This window comes from Halomonas sp. AOP22-C1-8, assembly GCF_052378905.1.
Lineage (GTDB): Bacteria > Pseudomonadota > Gammaproteobacteria > Pseudomonadales > Halomonadaceae > Vreelandella > Vreelandella citrativorans.
Genome location: NZ_JBQSYD010000009.1, coordinates 89,270 through 108,018 on the forward strand (window position 1 = coordinate 89,270; position 18,749 = coordinate 108,018).

The window sequence follows — 18,749 nt, forward strand, 5'->3', positions numbered from 1 at the left end:
AGCTATGATGCTGTTACCTTGAAAAATTCTTAAGCTGAGAAATCCTCTTGCCAATTTCTGCTGTGTTGATTGTTAAAAATGAAGCGCACCATCTGCGCGAATGCCTTGATACGCTCACCTGGGCCGACGAAATTGTCGTGCTGGATGCGGGGAGCCAGGATGAAACCTGCGCGTTTGCGCGCGAGTATACGGATAACGTAAGTGTTAATACGGATTGGCAGGGCTTTGGCGTACAGCGCCAGCGCGCCGAGGCGCTGGCCAGCCACGAGTGGATATTGATGGTGGATGCCGATGAGCGCATTACGCCAGCGCTGCAAAAAAGCATTCAGGAGGCTGTGCAGGGGGGGCCAGCCGTTTTTAGTCTCGGGCGGCTTTCCTGGTGTTTCGGGCGGTTTATTCGTCATTCCGGCTGGTATCCGGACTGGGTCGCGCGTCTCTATCCCAAAGGGCAAGCATCCTATAATGCAGCGCTGGTACATGAAAAACTGGTGGTGCCCGATGGTCTAGCGGTCAAACGCCTATCAGGTGATTTGCTGCACTACACCTACCGTGATTTGCGCCATTATCTGGAAAAATCTGCCCACTATGCGCAGGCGTGGTCGGAGCAACGGGCCGCTCAGGGTAAAACGGCCACGCTGGCGAGTGGTTTCACTCATGGGCTTGCCTGCTTTGTGAAGATGTATCTGCTAAAAGCGGGCTTTAAGGATGGCAAGCAGGGGTTCTTGCTAGCGCTTTTGTCAGCGCACTCTACGTTTAATAAGTACGCTGACTTATGGATCCGCACCCGAACATCACCCCCGCATAAACGCTGAAAGGAGAAACGTTGAAATTTGCTGAGCGGCAGCGTCAATATCAATCGCCGACATGTCCTGCTGGTCAGCAGTGGCCGGAGGGCTAAAGGCCAGCCGCTTTTCAGCGCTGTTGCACGTTTGCCAGCGCAGTGGGGTGGCCGAGCGTTTAGCCGGGTAGAATCCTGCGGTGGCGATGTCCAGGCATCCAGCAATATGCAGCGGGCCAGTTGAGCCCGCAATCAGCATATCGGCCTCGGCAAGCCGGTGGGCAAACTCAGCAACGTTGCTGCTCTCGGGTAGATGCCTGGCCGTGATGCCAGCGCTGGCAAGCCGGTCGATTAACGCTTGGGCAGGTGCCTCTTCTCCGGGGCCGGCGCTGATCAACCAATTAATAGGCGGCACTTCTTTCACCTGCTGGTCTATTTGAGCAATAAGCCCCGCGTACTGATCAATTGAAAGATTAACCGCCGAGCCACCGCTGCCTGGATGCACAACGATAGATACTTCGGCTGTCATCTCCTCTGTCGGCGTTTGGCCCTGCATTTGTGTTCTGGGCAGTGGCCAAAAGGGCGGTTCGGGCAGTGCAGGCAGCTTAAGCGAAAGTTTGGCTAACAGCTCGCACGCCAGGTCCACGTTGTACTGATATTCAGGCTTTGCCGATTGAGAGCGGCGCTGGCGAATGCGCACGTTGTAAAACAGTTGAGCCCACTTGGTCGCAGGAGCAACACGAAGCGGTATACCTGCCCGCCAGCCTAGCCAGCCAATGCGTGGCGTTGAAAACAGGGTCAGTAGCGCATCAAACTGGGCGGATTTTACGCGCTTAAGCAGCGCTTTCTGGGCGTGTTTGTCAGCATGGCTACCAGGGTCGGTAATGACCTCATCCACCCAAGGGCACGCGTTGGCTAGCGGTGCAGTGTAAGCCGGTACCAGCACCGTAATATGCGGCGTAGGTGATGCGCTTTTTAGGCAGGCCAGCGCTGGCCAGGCCAGCATGAAATCACCAATTTTATCATTACGTACGACCAGCACTTTCTGCGCCATTTTGGGTGCCCCGTTAATTGCAGCCTGTATACTACAAGAGAATGAAGAGCTTGTTTAACAGTGCGTGGCGAAGTGAGGGATGCGATGGTAAATAAGGTGGTGCAACTTTGTCTGTCGAAGGGTAACGGCGGGATGGAGTTTTATGTTGACCGTATAACCGAGGATTTAAAAGCGGCCCAGATTGACGTCATCGGCATCTGCCTTGAGGGCACGCGGATTAATACTTATATGCAGCGTCATCAGATACCTTACTTGGCATTCAAAAGCAGTACTCAAGCGCTAAAGCACGTATTACGCATCCGCCGATGGTTGATTGAAGAGAACGTTCGCGTTATCCACTGCCATAAGTCGAGTGACCTGCGTTTAACCGCACTTTTAAAACTGGTTATGCCGAGTATTCGAGTGTTCTACACCGACCACATGGGCGGGCAGCGTCCCAAAAAAAGCCTCTACCACCGCTTCGCTTATGCCAATGTAGAGCGCGTCCTGTCGATTAGCCAGGCGACTCACCTTCGTAATATTCGCAATCTCCCGTTGCCCAGCGAAAGGGTTGTCTGCTTGCCTCACGGTGTCGATATCAATACGTATCGCCCTTGCAATGATGAGCGTTTTATTCGCACCAAACGTGCAGAGTTAGGACTGCCTGAAGAGGCCGTTATTATCGGATTGCCTGGGCGCGTGACGCCTGGTAAAGGCCAGGATGTCTGGGTTAAAGCACTGCTGGAACTTGATCCTGCGTTGCCCTTTTATGCTGTGTCGATAGGCGGTACTGACGACGCGTCCGGGGGGGAAGAACGTTTCTATAGCGAGCTACAAGCGATGATTGCGGGCACGCCGCTTGAGAAAAGAATCAGCTTTCTAGGCCACCGCAGTGACCTGCCCGAAATCTTGCCTGCGCTGGATTTGGTATGTATCCCCTCGGAAAATGAAGCGTTTGGCTTGACCATTATTGAGTCGATGGCGTGCGCATTGCCGATTATTGGCTCCAACACGGGGTCGCTACCCGAACTGGTCGATGAAGCCTCTGGCGTGCTCGTGGGCCCGCACGATATTAGCGCATGGGCCACGGCGATGGAGGCCATGGTGCGTGATGAAACAACGCGTCATGCTATGGGTAAGGCAGCTCGCGCGCGCGTTGAACAGCATTTTAGTAACCAGCGGCATGTAAAGCGCTTGATTGAGTATTACAAAATCTCGGCAGATGAAGGGTAGACCCGCTTGAATGCGTCAGCCAGCCGCTCGGGTGTCAGCCCCTGCTCAACATGATCCGTTGAATGGATAATTTCATGGAGTGTTGCCTGGGGTTGCCATGCGCTGTCGATAACCGTATACACGCCCACCGTGGGGCGATTATAGGCGCTGGCGATATGCACAATAGAGGTGTCGGGTGAGAAAACGACGGCGGCATATTTGACGAGAGCGGCTGACACCAACAGTGAGCACGGGCCAGAAAACGTGTGAACAAATGGAAACTGTTTGGCTAACTGCACGGCTTTTTGTTCACCACTGGGGGCATAGGGAATAACCAGCGGTAACCCTGTAGTTCTATGAACAGTATCCATAAGCGCCGCCATCAAGATTAAACAGTACATAGGGGCCAAGCTCGCTCGCCCACTGATGGACTTCCTGATCGATATTGGCAGGGATCGGCAGCTCAAAGCGCCCTTCGACACTACCTAACCCGACTTTCTCAATCAGCTTGGACCAGCGAGTGGGTAGCGATGTGTCATACGTGATTGGCTGATCAAAGTCAGCGAATGCCTGCATGTTGTAAGCGCTATAAGTGAGGTTCATACGGGCTTTCAGTTTGCCCACAAAATAGATGCCGGGAGAGGTGGCGTGTCCCGTTGCATCTACGCAAAGATCAATACTTCCATGGCGCGCTCGAAGGTTCCTCGCAAGCGTTTTGACTGCTTTATAGTCCCTGTCTCTGGGTACAATTTGAACTTCAGCACCCTCGCTTTTCAGTGTTTCGAAGACCGGGGCATTTCTATGCGATGCTACGACACAAAGCCAATCAACATGGCGTGCCTGTAAGGCCCTGATGATGGGGTAAATAGCCATTCCGTCGCCAACCGATTTTGGGCAGAGAATGACCGCCTTGCGGACTGTGTCGGGTTGCCAGCTGTCGGGGGTATAGTCGTACCAGCGCTCAAGCAGTCTGCGCCCAAGCACTTTGTTCCATCTTGGCATCGATTATTTTCCTTACGTGCGCTCATTATAATTCGATGATCAGTATTTTATAAGAATAAGGCGTTAGTAAGGAAGATGCTTTAGGTCATTAGGCTTGGCGGATATATTTAGCTTTCCCTGCCGGTGATTGCCCTTTCAGCATAGCCTTGCCGGATAGGGGTTATGGCGTGAGGCGCGTTAAACTTCACCACTGAGCGGGAAAGGCGCGCCAGATTAGCAGCTTGCCATTTGCCTGGTGGGCGTAGGCGACAGCGGTCCAGATCAATCAACCACGGTTCTCCTGCCGGATCGACCAGTATATTGCGTGCGTTAAGGTCGACATGATCAAGCCCTGCATCATGAAAGCGTTTGATCATAGCGCCTACCCTTGCAAGCAGCGCATTATCGGCGCTGTTTTCAGTAAGTAGCGAGGCTAACGCCTGAGCGCCGGGGACTCTTACCGTTAATAGCGCCGCTTCATAAGTGATGCCATAGCGGGTGATGCAGCAGGCAACCGGGGTTGGAACGGGCAGGCCCTGTTCAAACAGCGTGGCGGTTAAGCGCAGTTCTCGAAAGGCGCGGGTATGCTCGGCACCTGTCCATAGATAGCGCTTTTCACTTAACCTGGCGACCATGCCGCCGCGCCGATAGGGGCGCAGCACCCACTGCTGGGTCGGCGTTGCCTGTAGAAAAAGGCTGCTGCCCCGGCCGGGTGCTTCACCCACCACCAGGCCTTGCTGGCGCCAGTAGTTGGCCGTGAACAGGGCCGGCCCGATAGGATGTGATAGTTGGTGTGATCCCGGTGCGTCACTTAAACTGTCTGCATCATGTAACATCAGACTATTTTTTTGCCGGAGTGCCGTTAAGCGCATGAAGCCCTCGTTGCCTGCTGAACCCAACCACATTGCCATTTTGCGCCTCTCCGCCTTGGGAGATGTGTGCAATCTCGTGCCGACGGTACGCGCATTGCAGCGCCAGTGGCCACGAGCGCGCATTACCTGGATTATCGGCAAGGGGGAGCACAGTCTACTGGCGGGGCTTTCCGGGGTCGAGTTTGTCGTGTACGACAAGTCGACCGGCCTTGCCGGAATGCGCCGCTTGTGGCGCGAGCTTGCCGATACACGCTTTGATGTACTGCTGCATATGCAGCAGGCGATTCGCGCCAGCGTGCTCTCTCTGGGCCTAAAAGCCAATGTACGCGTAGGGTATGACAAGGCTCGCGCTAAGGATGCCCAGCACTGGTTTACCCAGCATCAGCTGGCGCCGCATCCCAAGGCGCATGTGCTGGAATCCTTTATGGATTTTGCTCGCCTTCTGGGTGTGAAGGACGACCACCTGGAGTGGAACATGCCGGTACCCGCGATGGCCTATGAAGAGGCGCGGGTTATCAGTGGAGAATCGCCTTATCTTGTCATCAACCCATGCAGTAATGCCCGCTTGCGCAATTTTCGCAATTGGTCGGTGGAAGGTTACGCCAGCGTTATCGAACACGCTTGGCGACACCATGGTCTAAAAAGTGTGCTGACCGGGGGAAGCAGTACGCTTGAGCGCGAAATAGGCGAGCAGATTGAAGCCTTGTGCCAGCCGGGTAGCGTGATTAATGCGATAGGTGGCACGTCATTGAAAGGCGTGTTGGCTCTGATTGGCCAGGCGCGTGCGGTGATCGCGCCGGATACCGGCCCCGTCCACATGGCCAATGCGATGGGAACGCCGACTCTGGGGCTGTACGCCACCACGAATCCGCAGCGGGCGGCGCCCTATTGCTGGCGTGATTTCGCCGTCAATGCGTATCCGGATGCCGTGCATGCCTACCTACATAAGCCGGTGGGCGAGGTCGCCTGGGGGCAGCGGGTGCGCCATCAGGATGCGATGCAGCTCATTAAAACCGAGACCGTTATTGCCCAGCTGGATACGCTCCTCGCGCATACAGCGTCAGACACAGTTGCAGGATCTACTCATGAAAGTTGATTTAACCGCGTTAGAACATGCCCACATACTGATCGTCGGCGATGTCATGCTCGACCGCTACTGGCACGGTGGCACGTCGCGCATTTCTCCTGAAGCCCCGGTACCGGTCGTGCGTGTTGAAGAGGCCGACGACCGCCCCGGTGGCGCGGCCAACGTGGCGCTGAATGTGGCCTCTTTAGGCGGCCATGCAGCCCTGGCAGGCGTTGTCGGGGATGACGACAACGCGGTGTTATTGGAAACTCGGCTGCATACAGCCAATGTAAATACTCACTTTCAGCGCAGCCCCGACGTGCCCACGATTACCAAGCTGCGTGTGATGAGTCGTAACCAGCAGCTGCTGCGGCTGGATTTTGAACAACGCCTGGATAACATCGACATCGGCGATTTATTGGCCCAGGTGGAACAGGCGTTGCCGGACTGCGATGTTGTGATCCTTTCTGACTACGGTAAAGGCACGCTCAACCAGGTGGAGCGGTTGATTGCCCAAGCGCGTGCGCATGGCAAGCGCGTTCTGATTGATCCCAAAGGGCAAGACTTCAGTAAGTATCGCGGCGCGAGCTTGATCACGCCTAACCTTGCAGAATTTGAAGCCGTGGTAGGCCACTGCGCAAGCGATGCTGAGCTTGCCAAGCGGGGCGAAGCGCTGCGCGCCGAGCTTGAGCTGGAAGCCCTGCTGGTCACCCGCAGCGAAAAAGGCATGACGTTGATCTGCGAAGGCCAGCCGCCTATTCATTTACCTACGCGCGCTCAGGAAGTGTTTGATGTCACCGGGGCTGGTGACACGGTCATTGGCTTAATGGGCCTCGCGTTAGCCGCGGGCCATGCCTTGCCCGAAGCCATGATGCTGGCGAATCTGGGGGCGGGTCTGGTGGTTGCCAAGCCAGGTACCGCGACACTCTCAATAGCTGAGCTTTATACGGCGTTACACGGCGATAGGCTCGCCGAGTTTGGGGTTATCGAGCCGGCGCCTCTCGTTGAGGCTGTGCGTGCGGCACAGCTACGCGGTGAACGGGTTGTCATGACCAATGGCTGCTTTGATATTCTGCATGCAGGGCATGTGGCCTATCTGGAGCAGGCAAAACGCCTCGGTGATCGCCTGATTGTGGCGGTAAATGACGATGCCTCCATTGGCCGTCTTAAAGGGCCCAAGCGGCCGATCAATCCGCTTAATCGACGCATGCAGGTGCTGGCTGGCCTGGGCGCGGTCGATTGGGTTGTGCCGTTTAGTAACGATACGCCGCAAGCGCTGATTGAAACCGTTCTGCCTGATATCCTGGTAAAAGGCGGTGACTACCACCCAGACGATATTGCCGGTGGAGACGCCGTTCGAGCCAATGGAGGAGACGTTAAAGTGCTCGGGTTTGAGGACGGCGTATCCACCTCGGCGATGATTAGCTCCATTTTGGACCGCGAGGGATAATGGGGCGAATTAACTGGCCGCGTCTTGGCTATTCTGCGGCGCTCTATGCGCTTTCACCACTGATTGGCTGGTGCATCTGGCGTGAGCAAGTACCTACTTACTCACGTTGGCAGCGGCTGGGCAGGCGCCTTGGCAAGCTGCCTACGCCGCCGCGTATTTGGTTGCACTGTGCCTCGGTAGGTGAGGTCCGTGCCGCCCGCCCGCTGATAGAGGGCCTGCTCGTTCGCTACCCTCGCCATAGCCTGCTGTTAACCACCATGACCGCTACGGGCGCACAGCAGGCGCAGGCATTGATTGAACAGCAGCTTGATCACCGCCCCCGACTCGCGCACTGCTTTCTACCCCTGGATTTTCCCGGTGCGGCCAAACGGTTTGTGCACCGCGTAGCGCCTGAGCTTGCCATCATGTTTGAAACCGAGCTTTGGCCTAATCTGCTTCACGCTTGTCAGCAACATGGCACGCCGGTTGCGGTGGTCAATGGACGGCTCTCGCCTCGAGCGTTCAAGCGCTATCAGAAAATTGCCCCGCTAATGGCCCGCACACTGGCCAATGTCGATTGGCTGGCAGCCAAGTCTGCTGACGATGCCAAGCGGTTTGAAGCGCTAGGCGCTGCGCCCGATAAAACGGCTGTGGTAGGGTCGTTAAAGTTTGAAGCAGGTCTGCCACCAATGGGTTTGGTTGAAAGTGAGCGCTTACTTTTAGAGTGGGAGGGGCGACCTGTCTGGGTCGCCGGTTCTACCCGTGATGGCGAAGAAGCGCTACTGCTGGAAGCACACCGGCAATTGCTACATCAATTTCCTGACGCCCTGCTGGTGCTTGTACCGCGCCACCCTCAACGCTTTGATGAGGTCGCAGCACTGTGTGAGGCAAAGAAATGGGAGACAAGTCGGCGCAGCCAGGGCGAGCCTGTTACCCCGGCTACCCAAGTGTATCTAGGCGATACGCTGGGTGAGCTGGCTGTTCTCTATGGTGCAGGCCAGGTGGCATTTGTTGGCGGCAGCCTGGTGCCGCTAGGCGGGCACAACGTGCTCGAGCCCGCCGCGCTGGGCAAACCCGTGCTCAGCGGTCCTTTTATCGAAAACTTTGCTGATGTGGTCGAGCCGCTGGAAACGGCTGGCGCACTTACTCTGGTGGCGGATGTCGATGCGCTGGTCGATGCCTTGCAGTGCCGCTTCGTCGACCCCAAGCGCTGTCTTCAAGAAGGCCAGGCTGGCCAATCCGCTATCAAAGCGCAGCAGGGTGCGCTTGCACGCACCCTGGAGGGCCTTGAAGCGCTCTCAAGCGCTGAACGATAAGCCCTTAACGCACGATACGCTCAACACCATCTGCTTTACCCAGCAGCAATACATCGGCCCCGCGCGCGGCAAACAAGCCATTGGTCACAACGCCGACAATGGCGTTAATGCGCGCTTCCATGGCAACCGGGTCTTCAATCATAAAATCAAAACAGTCGATAATATGATTGCCGTTATCCGTGACGACGCCCTGACGGTAGACCGGGTCGACACCCAGCTTTACCAGCTCACGGGCCACGTAAGAGCGTGCCATGGGAATGACTTCCACCGGCAAAGGGAAATCGCCCAACGTTGCCACGTACTTTGAACCATCGGCGATGCAGATAAAACGCTCGGCACAGGCCGCCACGATTTTCTCACGAGTAAGTGCGGCGCCGCCTCCTTTAATCATGTGTAAGTGAGCATTTACTTCGTCGGCGCCGTCGATGTAGAAGGGGACGGTGCCTACGCTGTTGAGTTCAAACACTTCAATGCCCAGGCCTTCCAAACGCTTGGCACTGGCTTCTGAGCTTGCCACCGCGCCTTTAAAACGGTCGCGAAACGGCCCTAATCGATCAATGAACAAATTAGCCGTTGAGCCAGTGCCAATGCCCAGTACGGTGTCCTTTTCCAATCCTGATTCAATCTCTTTAATTGCCGCATCTGCGACGGCGGCTTTGAGTGCATCTTGAGTCATGTGTTTTTCCAGGTCAGAGGAGGAGGGTTATTGCGTTAGTATACCGACCAAAGCGCTGGCTGCCGATGGAAACACAGTAGACGTCAGTAGGCGTAATCTGCTACCAATACAGGCTTTGTTAGTGTTTTAACCCCTCACCGTAACGCGTACTCTCACTCACGATTTTCCATTGGATACCTGCATGCTTGAAGCTACCGTCAAAAAGATTCTCCAGGCCAACGTTTACGAAGCCGCTTGCGAGACCCCGATCTCCCCCGCTCCCTTTTTGTCGCGTCGCTTTAACAACCAGATTTTGATTAAGCGTGAGGACCTACAGCCGGTGTTCTCGTTCAAGATTCGTGGCGCCTATAACAAAATGGCTCAGCTCACCGAGGCGCAAAAGGAAAAAGGCGTCATTGCGGCGTCTGCGGGTAATCATGCACAAGGTCTTGCCATGGCGGCAAAGCTGATGGGCGTGAAAGCGGTGATTGTGATGCCGCGTATTACGCCGGAAATCAAGGTGCAGGCGGTACGTGCTCGAGGGGCAAAAGTCGTGCTGAAAGGCGATGCGTTTGCCGCTGCTGCCGAGCATGCTCACGAGTTGATCAAAGAGCACGGCTACACCTATATTCCGCCATTTGATGACATTGATGTGATTGCAGGCCAGGGCACGATAGGTGTCGAGATTCTGCGCCAGCACAGCGGGCGTCTGGACGCTATTTTTGTGCCTGTCGGCGGCGGCGGATTGATTGCAGGCGTGGCGGCGTACGTGAAGTACTTGCGTCCTGATATCAAGATTATCGGTGTAGAGGCGGAAGACAGCGCCTGTCTAAAAGCCGCTTTGGCGGCGGGCGAGCGCGTCGTGCTCGACCAGGTCGGTGTATTTGCCGAAGGTGTCGCGGTTGCTCAAATTGGCGAGGCACCGTTCTTGCTGGTGAAGGACCTGGTTGATGATGTCATTACGGTGAATACCGATGAGATGTGTGCCGCCGTCAAGGACATCTTTGAAGATACCCGTGCGGTTGCCGAAACCTCCGGTGCGCTGTCGCTTGCCGGCTTGAAAAAATATGTACAGCAAACCGGCGCCGAGGGAGAAACGCTGTTATGTATTAACTCCGGCGCTAATACCAACTTTGATCGACTGCAGCATATTGCTGAGCGCACCTCGCTTGGCGAGCAGCGTGAAGCTATTTTAGCGGTGACCATTGATGAAAAACCCGGCAGCTTTAAAAAGTTTTGCCGGACGCTGGGTAAGCGCATGGTCACCGAATTCAGCTACCGCTATGCGGATGAAAGCGACGCGCATATTTTTGTAGGGGTTCAAGTAAAGCCGGGCGGCGAAGATCGCCAGGCCGTGATCGACAAGCTGCGCGATGGCGGTTACCAGGTAGAAGATTTAACCGATAACGAACTGGCCAAGCTGCATATTCGCCATCTAAGCGGTGGTCGACCCAGCGAGCGCTTTGAAGAAGAAGTGTACCGCTTCGAGTTCCCTGAACGCCCGGGGGCACTGATGAATTTCCTGACCCAACTGCCCCATGATTGGAATATTTCACTGTTCCATTATCGTAATCACGGTGCGGCTTATGGTCGCGTTCTGGTGGGTATGCAGGTTCCCGTCAGTGATCAAACTCATGTGGCAGATTATCTGGATGCGATTGGCTATCGTTACTGGCGTGAAAGCGACAACCCGGCTTACCAGCTGTTCATGGCCTAGGGTGTTTTGCCAGGTGGGTAAGTGCTCGCTAACTGCAAAATTCAGGGCCAATAAGGGCTCATGAGTTATCAAAACGTCTAAATAAGCAAAAAAACAGCCTGTTTTGTCGTTGTCATTGATGCCCTTATGGCCCTATAGTCGTCAACGATATTTATGTGGTGCGTCGCCCTTTCTAAAACGCAGGTGGGTGATGCATTAATGCATTGGCGAAAGGTGTTGGAGAATCGGCATGCGGCGGAAAAAGCCTGATATGGTAATGGCATTAACAGTAGTGTTCTTGTTAGGCGTACTCGCCACTGGCTATGCACAGGCGTTATCGGGAAGTTAAACGTAACGTTTAAGGCATCGCAGCCATTTGCCAAAAGGTAGTGTGAGCTGACTTTACGAGAGTCAGCTCTTTTTTTTGCCAGCACGCACGATACTCTCGTCGCTAACCACGGCGGTTAGCGGCACATCCCAGGGTTCAACTGGGAGCGATTCGACACGCTGACAGGCGTGGGCAACGCCAATTAAGGCAGGCGCCGGGCCTTGCCTACGCATAAACGCAAGACTGCGGTCGTAGAAGCCGCCCCCCATTCCCATGCGGTTCGCCTCGTCATCAAACCCTACCAGCGGCACAATGAGCGTATCCAGCGCCCAAGCGGGCAACCGATTGTGGCGGTGAGCGCCAAACCGGGTATCCGGTTCAAGAATCCCAAAGCGGTTTTTTACCATGGGCGTCGTCGCGTGGTAGTTAACGAACCACAGTGAGTTATCGCTTAGTGGGCGCAGAACCGGGAGATAAACGTCGACATTACGCTGGCGGAGCCAGGGTAGTAAAAGCGTAGGGTCGATTTCACCGTTAACTGGTAAATAGAGGCTGATGCGCTTGGCGCGCTGAATTTCAGGCAACCGTTTGAGCTGTTGGCAAAGGCGTAGAGCGGCTTGGCGCTGCTCATGTTTTGAAAGGGCGAGGCGTTGTCGGCGTAACGCAAGGCGCAGGGTGCGCTTGGCCTCAGGATGATGCAGGCTTTCCATAAATAAGAGTTCCCCAGAGTGCCGCTGTCATTCTGGCCCTGAACCTACTGGTTCAGAGTGGGTGGCCGCAGCCAAACCGTCAGGCTTTCCGACGCACGGACATGCACACGGGTCTGGCTAGCAATTGGCCCCCTGGGTACTGCGCATAGGCTCGAGGGACTATAACGACTGGCGTACACCCCAGAGAACCCCGCTATTCTAACAGAGCCAGCGGCCATGCCAAAGTATTGAGTGAAAGGTTGCCTAAGGCTGGCGGGTTTTTTCCAGCGCCCGCTCAAGACGGTCATTTAGCTTGTTCAAGTTGGCTTCGCTTGCCCGGTGCTCATCCAGCGCTTCAAGCAGTTCATGAGTGATATTAAGCGCCGCGATCAACGTGACACGCTCACTGCCCAGGGTGCCGCTTTGCGCTTGGATACCGTTCATGGCGCGATCCAGGTAGCGAGCGGCGCGATCAAGCTTGGCTTCTTCCCCGGTATCGCAGGCAATGACATAGCTGCGCCCGAGCAGGGTAATTTCTTTCGTTGGCCGCTTGGCGTTACTCATTTAAAGCTCCAGCGCGGGCCAGCGAGGGGCCCAATGCGTTAACATCATGGCATAGGAAAACAGTCGTCGCTCACTATAAGAGAGGCGCTTGTACGGGGTCAACGCGCAAGTGTCCAAGGCGCATTAACGTATGAATCATTATTACACAGCGAGTTATTACTATGTCATTGATTGATGAGCGCCAGGACTTTTCTGACGTAGCCGATGTTTTTTTGCTGCATGGAAGTATGCAGTCACCGGCCTTTTTAGACGGACGTTTAAGCGCCCTTTTAGCGCTGAGCGATGTAAGTGCCGAGGCATGGCTTGAAGAGGTCTGCATAAGCCTGGGCGTTGAGCAACCGCGTGACCAGCCCAGTGCAGAACGCCTGCTGGGTTGGCGGCGCCAAACGCTGGAGGCGCTCAGCGCCAGCGACCTGAACTATGCGCCGCTACTCCCCGATGAGCTGTTCTCGCTGGGCGAGCAAGCCCAGGGGCTAAAAGAGTGGACGCTGGGTTTTATGGAAGTCGTCGAGGAAGTGGTGGATGGCGAGCTTCGCGAGCGCTGGTCACAAACGCTGAGTGAGGCGATTGACGATTTGGCAGGCATTGGCCACATCGAAACAGATATTGACGACAGCCCTGAAAATGAGAATGACCTGTTTGCCCTGACAGAGCACGTGCGGATGGCAGCCATGCTGTTGTATACCGAGCAGCACCCGGGCAAGCCCCAGGTTGAGCAAGCCGACGCGCCCGTTCACTAATTCTTCGGAGTTTGTATGTTGCCTGAGTTACTTCCCCGGCCGCCTGCGATTGGCAACGAAGAGTATCGCGCTCGCCGTGACGCCTTGATCGCGCAGTTGCCCGCAAACGCCGCTGTCGTGCTGCCTGGTGCTTCGCTGGTTACCCGTTCACACGACAGTGAGTACACGTTTCGTCAAAACAGTGATTTTTACTATCTGACCGGAATCACTGAGCCTGATGCGCTGCTGGTGCTGCTTCCCGGTCATGACGCCGGACAGAGCATTGTGTTTTGCCAGGACCGCGACCCAACGATGGAGGCCTGGACAGGCCGCCGTTTGGGCGCCCGGGGCGTTGAAGCGGAGCATGGCATCGACCAGGCGTTTGAAAATGCTGACCGCGAGGCACAGCTGCCAGCGCTGCTGAAGGGCCGCGAACTGCTTTACGTGCCCCTGGATAATCCCGATGCGCTGGGTATTGCCGAAGAGGCTTTCTCCTTCGCCCAGGTGGGGCTGCGCCGTGGGCGGGCCCCACTCAAAGGCTGGCTGGATGTCAGCGCGCTGATTCATGCGATGCGGCTAATAAAAAGCGAGGCCGAGATTGCCCTGCTGCGCCATGCCGCAGCGATTTCAGCGAAGGCCCATGTACGTGCCATGCAGGCATCGCGCCCAGGGCTTTACGAGTATCAGCTGCAGGCCGAGCTTGAACATGAGTTTGTCTGGCAGGGCGGCAGCGGGCCTGCTTACAGTACGATTGTGGGCGGCGGTGCGAACGCATGCGTATTACACTATATCGAGAATCGTGCAGCGCTAACCAACGATAGCCTGGTGTTAATTGATGCCGGGGCCGAGTTTGGGCTTTATGCCGGAGATATCACCCGTACCTTTCCGGTAAATGGCCGGTTTACCGAGGCTCAGCGGGCCCTTTATCAAGTCGTACTGAGCGCCCAGGAGCGCGCAGTCGCCGCTATAAAACCCGGGGCGACGCTCGTTGATGTTCACCAGAACGTCGTTAAGGATTTAACGGCTGGGTTGATTGCGTTGGGGTTACTTGAAGGCGATGTTCAAGCCCGAATTGATGACGAAAGCTACCGGCGTTTTTACCTGCACTCTACGTCCCACTGGTTGGGGCTGGATGTCCACGATGTTGGTAGCTACCGGCTGGATGAAAAAACGCCACGACCTTTAGTCGCGGGTATGGTGTTAACCATTGAGCCAGGACTCTACATTCCCGACGCAGAGGATGTTCCACCTGCGTATCGTGGAATCGGTATCAGGATTGAGGATAACGTCGTAGTGACCAACGAAGGGTATGAAAACCTGACGGCGGGAGTACCTAAAGGCATGGCTGACATTGAAGCGCTAATGGTTAAATAATAAGCGTACATTGATTGTCTGAATATTTATTATGTAACTTACGTTACGCCATTACGATATGGCGGTGCGCCAGGTGACAGGAGATGCTAATGCCGTCGTCGACGGATACGCCAGTAAAGACGACCACACACGATATCGTGATTGTGGGGGGCGGATTAGTGGGCGCCAGCCTGGGCTGTGCACTGGCCCCGCTTATCAAGCGCTATGGCTGGAAAGTCGCCATTATCGAAGCGACGCCGATGAATGAAGCGCCGCTTGAAGAGAGTTGGCAGCCGAGCTTTGATGCGCGTGCAAGCGCCATTGCTGAAGGCTCAGCACAGCGTTTTCAACAGTTGGGCATTTGGGATGCGATGCAGGGCGAAGCAACGCCTATTCGGTATATTCATATCAGTGAGCGTGGCCGCTTGGGAGCGACGCGGCTCAGTGCTCAGGAATTAGGCGTCGATGCGCTAGGTCATGTTATCCCCAATGCCTGGATGGGCCGTGTCCTTCACCACCATCTTAAAACGCTGCCGGTCGATTGGTACTGCCCGGCCAAGGTAGAAAAGCTTGCCCCAGAAGGTGGCGGGCACTATCTGCGCCTTTCTGACGGCAGCGAGCTGCGCGCCGCCTTAACCGTGCTGGCCGATGGAGGGCGTTCGGGGCTTAAAGAGCAGTTGGGTATCAACAGTCGCCATAATTCCTATGAGCAGACAGCACTCATTACCCATGTGGGCATCAGCCAACCACACAAGGGCATTGCCTATGAGCGCTTCACCCAGGAAGGACCGGTTGCCTTGTTGCCTTTGCCAGGCCAGGCAATGGAGCTGATATGGACACACCCCAGCGGTCAGGAACATGCTCGAATGGCGCTCCCGGACCGTGAGTTTCTTGCCCAGCTGCAGAGCGCCTTTGGTGATCGGGTGGGGCGTTTCACTCGCGTAGGAAAACGCTACAGCTACCCGCTTTCGTTGATAACGGCAGAAGAGCCGGTTCGTCCGGGGCTGGCGGTCCTGGGGAATGCGGCTCATGCGCTGCACCCTGTTGCCGGTCAAGGCTTTAACCTGGCGTTACGCGGTATTATGGACCTGGTTGAAGCGCTTGAGCAGGGCGAACAGGCCGGGCAGCCACTGGGTGATATGACGACGCTGCAGGCCTTTGAGCAGAAGCGTGCGCGTGATCGCCGCAATGTCATTCGCTTTAGCGACGGGTTGGTGCGCTTGTTCGGACACTCGTTACCATTTCTGCCTCACGCTCGGGCAGCCGGGCTCATCGGCCTTAACCTTGTAGGGCCGCTGCGACGCAGCCTGGCGCGCCGCGCGATGGGGCTGGAGCGTTAGGCATGCCTCGCTGTTTAATGTTAAAGATGCCAAACGCTTAGCCAGCTATTTGGCTCAACAGGAACAGAGCTCTAAGAGCTGGGCTCGGATAGGAGCGTTATGGATACGCACGCGACAGACACTGCGGGGACAGAAAATTTTGACGTTATTGTCGTGGGCGCAGGCATGGTGGGGACGGCGCTAACAGCCTTGCTGGCACAAGCCGGTATGCGTGTGGCACTGGTGGAAGCGCGCCATGAACCCCAGCGCTGGGAGGCCGTTAACAAGACACTTCCCGCGCCACGAGTCAGTGCATTAACACCAGTATCTCAGCGCCTGTTAACTCATCTGGGCGTGTGGCCCGCCATGGCTGAATGCCGAGTAACGCCGTACCGCTATATGCAGGTTTGGGATGCGGACGGCAGTGGTGAAATCAAATTTTCGGCCGATGAAGCCGGAGTGCCCGTACTTGGGCATATTGTAGAAAATGCGATTACTCAAGCGGCGCTAAATGATGCTGTGTTGGACCACCCCAGGGTGGCGCATTTTTTTGGTGCCCATGTCCAGGCACTGCAAACCTCATCGACAGGTCGTTGGCTGGTGTTGGACGATGCGCGCAAGCTGCATGCACCGCTGCTGGTAGCGGCAGATGGTGCGCGTTCGACCCTGCGTGAGCTGGCCGACATAGAGATCACCAGCGACGATATGGGTCAGGAGGCTGTGGTCACAACCGTCAAGTGTGCTTATGTTCACGGCAGCACCGCGCGGCAAGCGTTTACGCAGGGCGGCCCGCTGGCCTTCTTGCCGATCACGCTAGAGGACGATGCATGCTATTGCTCGATTGTTTGGTCGACCACGCCCGAGCACGCGTTGGCGCTCAGCCATTTTACGCCTGATGAGTTAGGGAAAGCGCTGGGCGAGGCGTTTGGTTATCGCTTGGGCGAGGTGGAGGTGTGTGATCGTGTTTATCGCTTCCCGCTGGTACAGCGTCATGCAAGGCAGTATGTATTGCCGCACTTCGCGCTGATCGGCGACGCGGCGCACAGCATTCATCCGCTGGCAGGGCAGGGCGTTAACCTTGGTTTGATGGATGCCGCGGTATTGGCTGAAGAAGTGGTTAGCGCCTGGAAGCGCGGTGCCCCGTGGGGTGAGTTAACAACATTGAAACGCTATGAGCGCAGGCGGCGCTTGGATAACAGTGCCATGTTAGGGCTGATGAAAGGGTTCAGGGAGCTGTTTGGTACCCAAATGCCGCTCTTTACACTGGCCCGTAATCTCGGCATGAGCGGTATGAATCAGTTAAGTCCTGTTAAACGTAGCGTAATGCGGCAGGCCACCGGAGAGCGGGGGCGCCTGCCGCATAGCTGCCGCTAACGGCGGCGGTCGACCACATTAAGCGCTTTGAGAAGATTGAGCGCTTCGCTCATTTGGTAGTCATCGCGTAGCCGCGCGGTCGCGGATGAACGTGTCTGGGTGGCGGGCTGCTGTGCATCCAGGTGGCCGCCAAGGTCCGCCTCGCGAAGCTCCGGGCGGCTTTCGGCGACTTCCAGACGGCCCCGCACTACTTCTACATCGGGCGCGATGCCCTGCGCCTGAATGGAGCGTCCGTTTGGCGTGTAGTAAAGCGCGGTGGTGAGTTTCAAACCTTCACCATTACCCAGCGGCATGACCTGCTGAACGGAACCCTTTCCGAAACTGTCTGTGCCCATAATGACGCCGCGGCGTTGGTCTTGAAGCGCACCCGCCACAATTTCTGCGGCCGAAGCGCTGCCGCTGTTAATCAGCACGACCAGCGGAATATCACTGGCGGGCGTGGCGGGTGAGGCTGAAAATGACATGGCGGTATCGGAAAGCCGGCCTTCGGTATACACAATCAGGCCGTTATCCAGAAACAGGTCTGCTACACCGGCCGCCGCCTGGAGCACACCGCCGGGATTATTGCGCAGGTCAAGAATCAGCCCTTCCAGTGGCTGTTCGCGCGTCATGCGCTCTATTGCCTGGCGTGCCTGTTCTGGCGTACGCGACTGAAACTGACTAATTCGCAGGTAGCCATAGCCGGGCTCAAGAAGCTCATGCTTAACGCTTTCGCTGCGGATGGCCTCACGGGTAAGGTTGAACTCACGCGGGGTATCCTCTCCCGTGCGTAGAATCATCATGCGCAACTGGCTGCCTGGTTCGCCGCGCATTAGCGTAACGGCTTCTTGAAGCGACATGCTTTCAGTCGGCGTACCGTCAATGGCAACGATAACATCCCGAGGAAGCAGACCAGCCCGTGAGGCGGGCGTATCATCAATCGGGGTGATCACCAGGAGTTGGCCGTTTTCCATGCCAACTTCTATACCAATGCCGCCAAACTCTCCTTGGGTGGTTTCGCGCAGACTTTGATACTCTTCCGCATCAAGATAGGCGGAGTGAGGGTCGAGTTCGCTGAGCATACCGCGCATGGCGTTACGCAGTAGCGTGCGGTCATCGACCTCTTCAACGTAGCCACGCTTGATACGTTCAAACACCTCGGCAAAGGTCTGGATCTCTTCAAGGGGTAATTCATCAGCTGCCGCTTGGTTGGCGGGCTGGGCAAACAGCGGTAGCGGTGCCGACAATAGCGCAACAGGAAGTAGAGTCACCAGAAGGCGCTTGGCAGAGGCCGGTACTTCGTTAACAAATAGCGTCATGCAGACTCCGCAAGGCGTTAGGCAGTGTTTAAAGCTGCCCCAAGTTGACATTACCGTTCTGTCTGAA

At 56.1% G+C, this 18,749-nt stretch carries 18 protein-coding genes and 1 other RNA gene; 10 read left to right on the forward strand and 9 right to left on the reverse strand.

Going from position 1 to position 18,749, the window contains the following annotated elements; all coding sequences use genetic code 11:
- The first annotated feature begins 47 nt into the window (after positions 1 to 47).
- Positions 48 to 812, forward strand: coding sequence for a glycosyltransferase family 2 protein (locus ACT3TY_RS07020; protein WP_444627748.1), 765 nt, complete (start codon positions 48 to 50; stop codon positions 810 to 812).
- Here ACT3TY_RS07020 and ACT3TY_RS07025 read toward each other — a convergent pair.
- On the reverse strand, positions 792 to 1,832 hold the full coding sequence (locus tag ACT3TY_RS07025) for a glycosyltransferase family 9 protein (RefSeq protein ID WP_441678687.1): 1,041 nt from the start codon (positions 1,830 to 1,832) through the stop codon (positions 792 to 794). The two genes, ACT3TY_RS07020 and ACT3TY_RS07025, sit on opposite strands and share 21 nt — an antisense overlap.
- An 84-nt stretch (positions 1,833 to 1,916) precedes the next feature.
- Between ACT3TY_RS07025 and ACT3TY_RS07030 the strand changes: the two genes are divergently transcribed.
- On the forward strand, positions 1,917 to 3,044 hold the full coding sequence (locus ACT3TY_RS07030; protein WP_444627749.1) for a glycosyltransferase family 4 protein: 1,128 nt from the start codon (positions 1,917 to 1,919) through the stop codon (positions 3,042 to 3,044).
- Here ACT3TY_RS07030 and ACT3TY_RS07035 read toward each other — a convergent pair.
- The 3 genes from ACT3TY_RS07035 to ACT3TY_RS07045 all read right to left on the reverse strand — a co-directional run bounded on the left by ACT3TY_RS07035 (position 3,017) and on the right by ACT3TY_RS07045 (position 4,876).
- Complete coding sequence (locus ACT3TY_RS07035; protein WP_444627750.1) at positions 3,017 to 3,394, reverse strand: glycosyltransferase family 9 protein; 378 nt, start codon at positions 3,392 to 3,394, stop codon at positions 3,017 to 3,019. The genes ACT3TY_RS07030 and ACT3TY_RS07035 overlap by 28 nt on opposite strands.
- Complete coding sequence (locus ACT3TY_RS07040; protein ID WP_444627751.1) at positions 3,378 to 4,025, reverse strand: hypothetical protein; 648 nt, start codon at positions 4,023 to 4,025, stop codon at positions 3,378 to 3,380. Before ACT3TY_RS07040 ends, ACT3TY_RS07035 begins: the two co-directional genes overlap by 17 nt.
- Positions 4,026 to 4,132: 107 nt before the next feature.
- Positions 4,133 to 4,876: a 3-deoxy-D-manno-octulosonic acid kinase gene (locus ACT3TY_RS07045; RefSeq protein WP_444627752.1), complete on the reverse strand. Its 744-nt coding sequence runs from the start codon at positions 4,874 to 4,876 to the stop codon at positions 4,133 to 4,135.
- Between ACT3TY_RS07045 and ACT3TY_RS07050 the strand changes: the two genes are divergently transcribed.
- Genes ACT3TY_RS07050 through waaA form a run of 3 tightly spaced genes read left to right on the forward strand, consistent with a single transcriptional unit; the run spans position 4,875 to position 8,687 of the window.
- Complete coding sequence (locus tag ACT3TY_RS07050; protein WP_444627753.1) at positions 4,875 to 5,972, forward strand: glycosyltransferase family 9 protein; 1,098 nt, start codon at positions 4,875 to 4,877, stop codon at positions 5,970 to 5,972. The genes ACT3TY_RS07045 and ACT3TY_RS07050 overlap by 2 nt on opposite strands.
- On the forward strand, positions 5,962 to 7,392 hold the full coding sequence (gene hldE, locus ACT3TY_RS07055; protein WP_193057342.1) for a bifunctional D-glycero-beta-D-manno-heptose-7-phosphate kinase/D-glycero-beta-D-manno-heptose 1-phosphate adenylyltransferase HldE: 1,431 nt from the start codon (positions 5,962 to 5,964) through the stop codon (positions 7,390 to 7,392). The genes ACT3TY_RS07050 and hldE overlap by 11 nt, the downstream gene beginning before the upstream one ends.
- Positions 7,392 to 8,687 (forward strand): lipid IV(A) 3-deoxy-D-manno-octulosonic acid transferase, encoded by a 1,296-nt coding sequence (gene waaA, locus ACT3TY_RS07060; RefSeq protein WP_444627754.1) that lies wholly within the window; start codon positions 7,392 to 7,394, stop codon positions 8,685 to 8,687. The genes hldE and waaA overlap by 1 nt, the downstream gene beginning before the upstream one ends.
- 4 nt (positions 8,688 to 8,691) lie before the next feature.
- Here the strand turns inward: waaA and rpiA are convergent, their stop codons facing one another.
- Positions 8,692 to 9,363, reverse strand: coding sequence for a ribose-5-phosphate isomerase RpiA (gene rpiA / locus ACT3TY_RS07065; protein ID WP_193057344.1), 672 nt, complete (start codon positions 9,361 to 9,363; stop codon positions 8,692 to 8,694).
- 181 nt (positions 9,364 to 9,544) lie between these two features.
- Between rpiA and ilvA the strand changes: the two genes are divergently transcribed.
- Complete coding sequence (gene ilvA, locus ACT3TY_RS07070; RefSeq protein WP_444627756.1) at positions 9,545 to 11,059, forward strand: threonine ammonia-lyase, biosynthetic; 1,515 nt, start codon at positions 9,545 to 9,547, stop codon at positions 11,057 to 11,059.
- 390 nt (positions 11,060 to 11,449) lie between these two features.
- Here the strand turns inward: ilvA and ACT3TY_RS07075 are convergent, their stop codons facing one another.
- The 3 genes from ACT3TY_RS07075 to ACT3TY_RS07085 all read right to left on the reverse strand — a co-directional run bounded on the left by ACT3TY_RS07075 (position 11,450) and on the right by ACT3TY_RS07085 (position 12,619).
- Positions 11,450 to 12,076, reverse strand: a complete 627-nt coding sequence (locus ACT3TY_RS07075; RefSeq protein WP_444627758.1) for a 5-formyltetrahydrofolate cyclo-ligase — start codon at positions 12,074 to 12,076, stop codon at positions 11,450 to 11,452.
- Positions 12,077 to 12,082: 6 nt separating this feature from the next.
- A non-coding RNA gene (gene ssrS, locus ACT3TY_RS07080) (6S RNA) lies at positions 12,083 to 12,266 on the reverse strand.
- A gap of 53 nt (positions 12,267 to 12,319) precedes the next feature.
- Positions 12,320 to 12,619, reverse strand: coding sequence for a cell division protein ZapA (locus tag ACT3TY_RS07085; RefSeq protein ID WP_172118924.1), 300 nt, complete (start codon positions 12,617 to 12,619; stop codon positions 12,320 to 12,322).
- A 161-nt stretch (positions 12,620 to 12,780) separates the two neighbouring features.
- On the opposite strand from ACT3TY_RS07085, the gene ACT3TY_RS07090 reads away from it, so the two are divergent.
- The 4 genes from ACT3TY_RS07090 to ACT3TY_RS07105 all read left to right on the forward strand — a co-directional run bounded on the left by ACT3TY_RS07090 (position 12,781) and on the right by ACT3TY_RS07105 (position 17,384).
- On the forward strand, positions 12,781 to 13,359 hold the full coding sequence (locus tag ACT3TY_RS07090; protein ID WP_444627760.1) for a UPF0149 family protein: 579 nt from the start codon (positions 12,781 to 12,783) through the stop codon (positions 13,357 to 13,359).
- Positions 13,360 to 13,374: 15 nt separating this feature from the next.
- Positions 13,375 to 14,712 (forward strand): Xaa-Pro aminopeptidase, encoded by a 1,338-nt coding sequence (gene pepP, locus ACT3TY_RS07095; protein WP_444627761.1) that lies wholly within the window; start codon positions 13,375 to 13,377, stop codon positions 14,710 to 14,712.
- Between the two features lie 89 nt (positions 14,713 to 14,801).
- Entirely contained in the window at positions 14,802 to 16,031 is a 1,230-nt protein-coding gene (gene ubiH / locus ACT3TY_RS07100; RefSeq protein WP_444627762.1) for a 2-octaprenyl-6-methoxyphenyl hydroxylase, read from the forward strand.
- Positions 16,032 to 16,130: 99 nt separating this feature from the next.
- Positions 16,131 to 17,384, forward strand: a complete 1,254-nt coding sequence (locus tag ACT3TY_RS07105; protein ID WP_444627764.1) for a UbiH/UbiF/VisC/COQ6 family ubiquinone biosynthesis hydroxylase — start codon at positions 16,131 to 16,133, stop codon at positions 17,382 to 17,384.
- Here the strand turns inward: ACT3TY_RS07105 and ACT3TY_RS07110 are convergent.
- Complete coding sequence (locus ACT3TY_RS07110; RefSeq protein ID WP_441678711.1) at positions 17,381 to 18,682, reverse strand: S41 family peptidase; 1,302 nt, start codon at positions 18,680 to 18,682, stop codon at positions 17,381 to 17,383. The genes ACT3TY_RS07105 and ACT3TY_RS07110 overlap by 4 nt on opposite strands.
- Positions 18,683 to 18,749 lie beyond the last annotated feature (67 nt).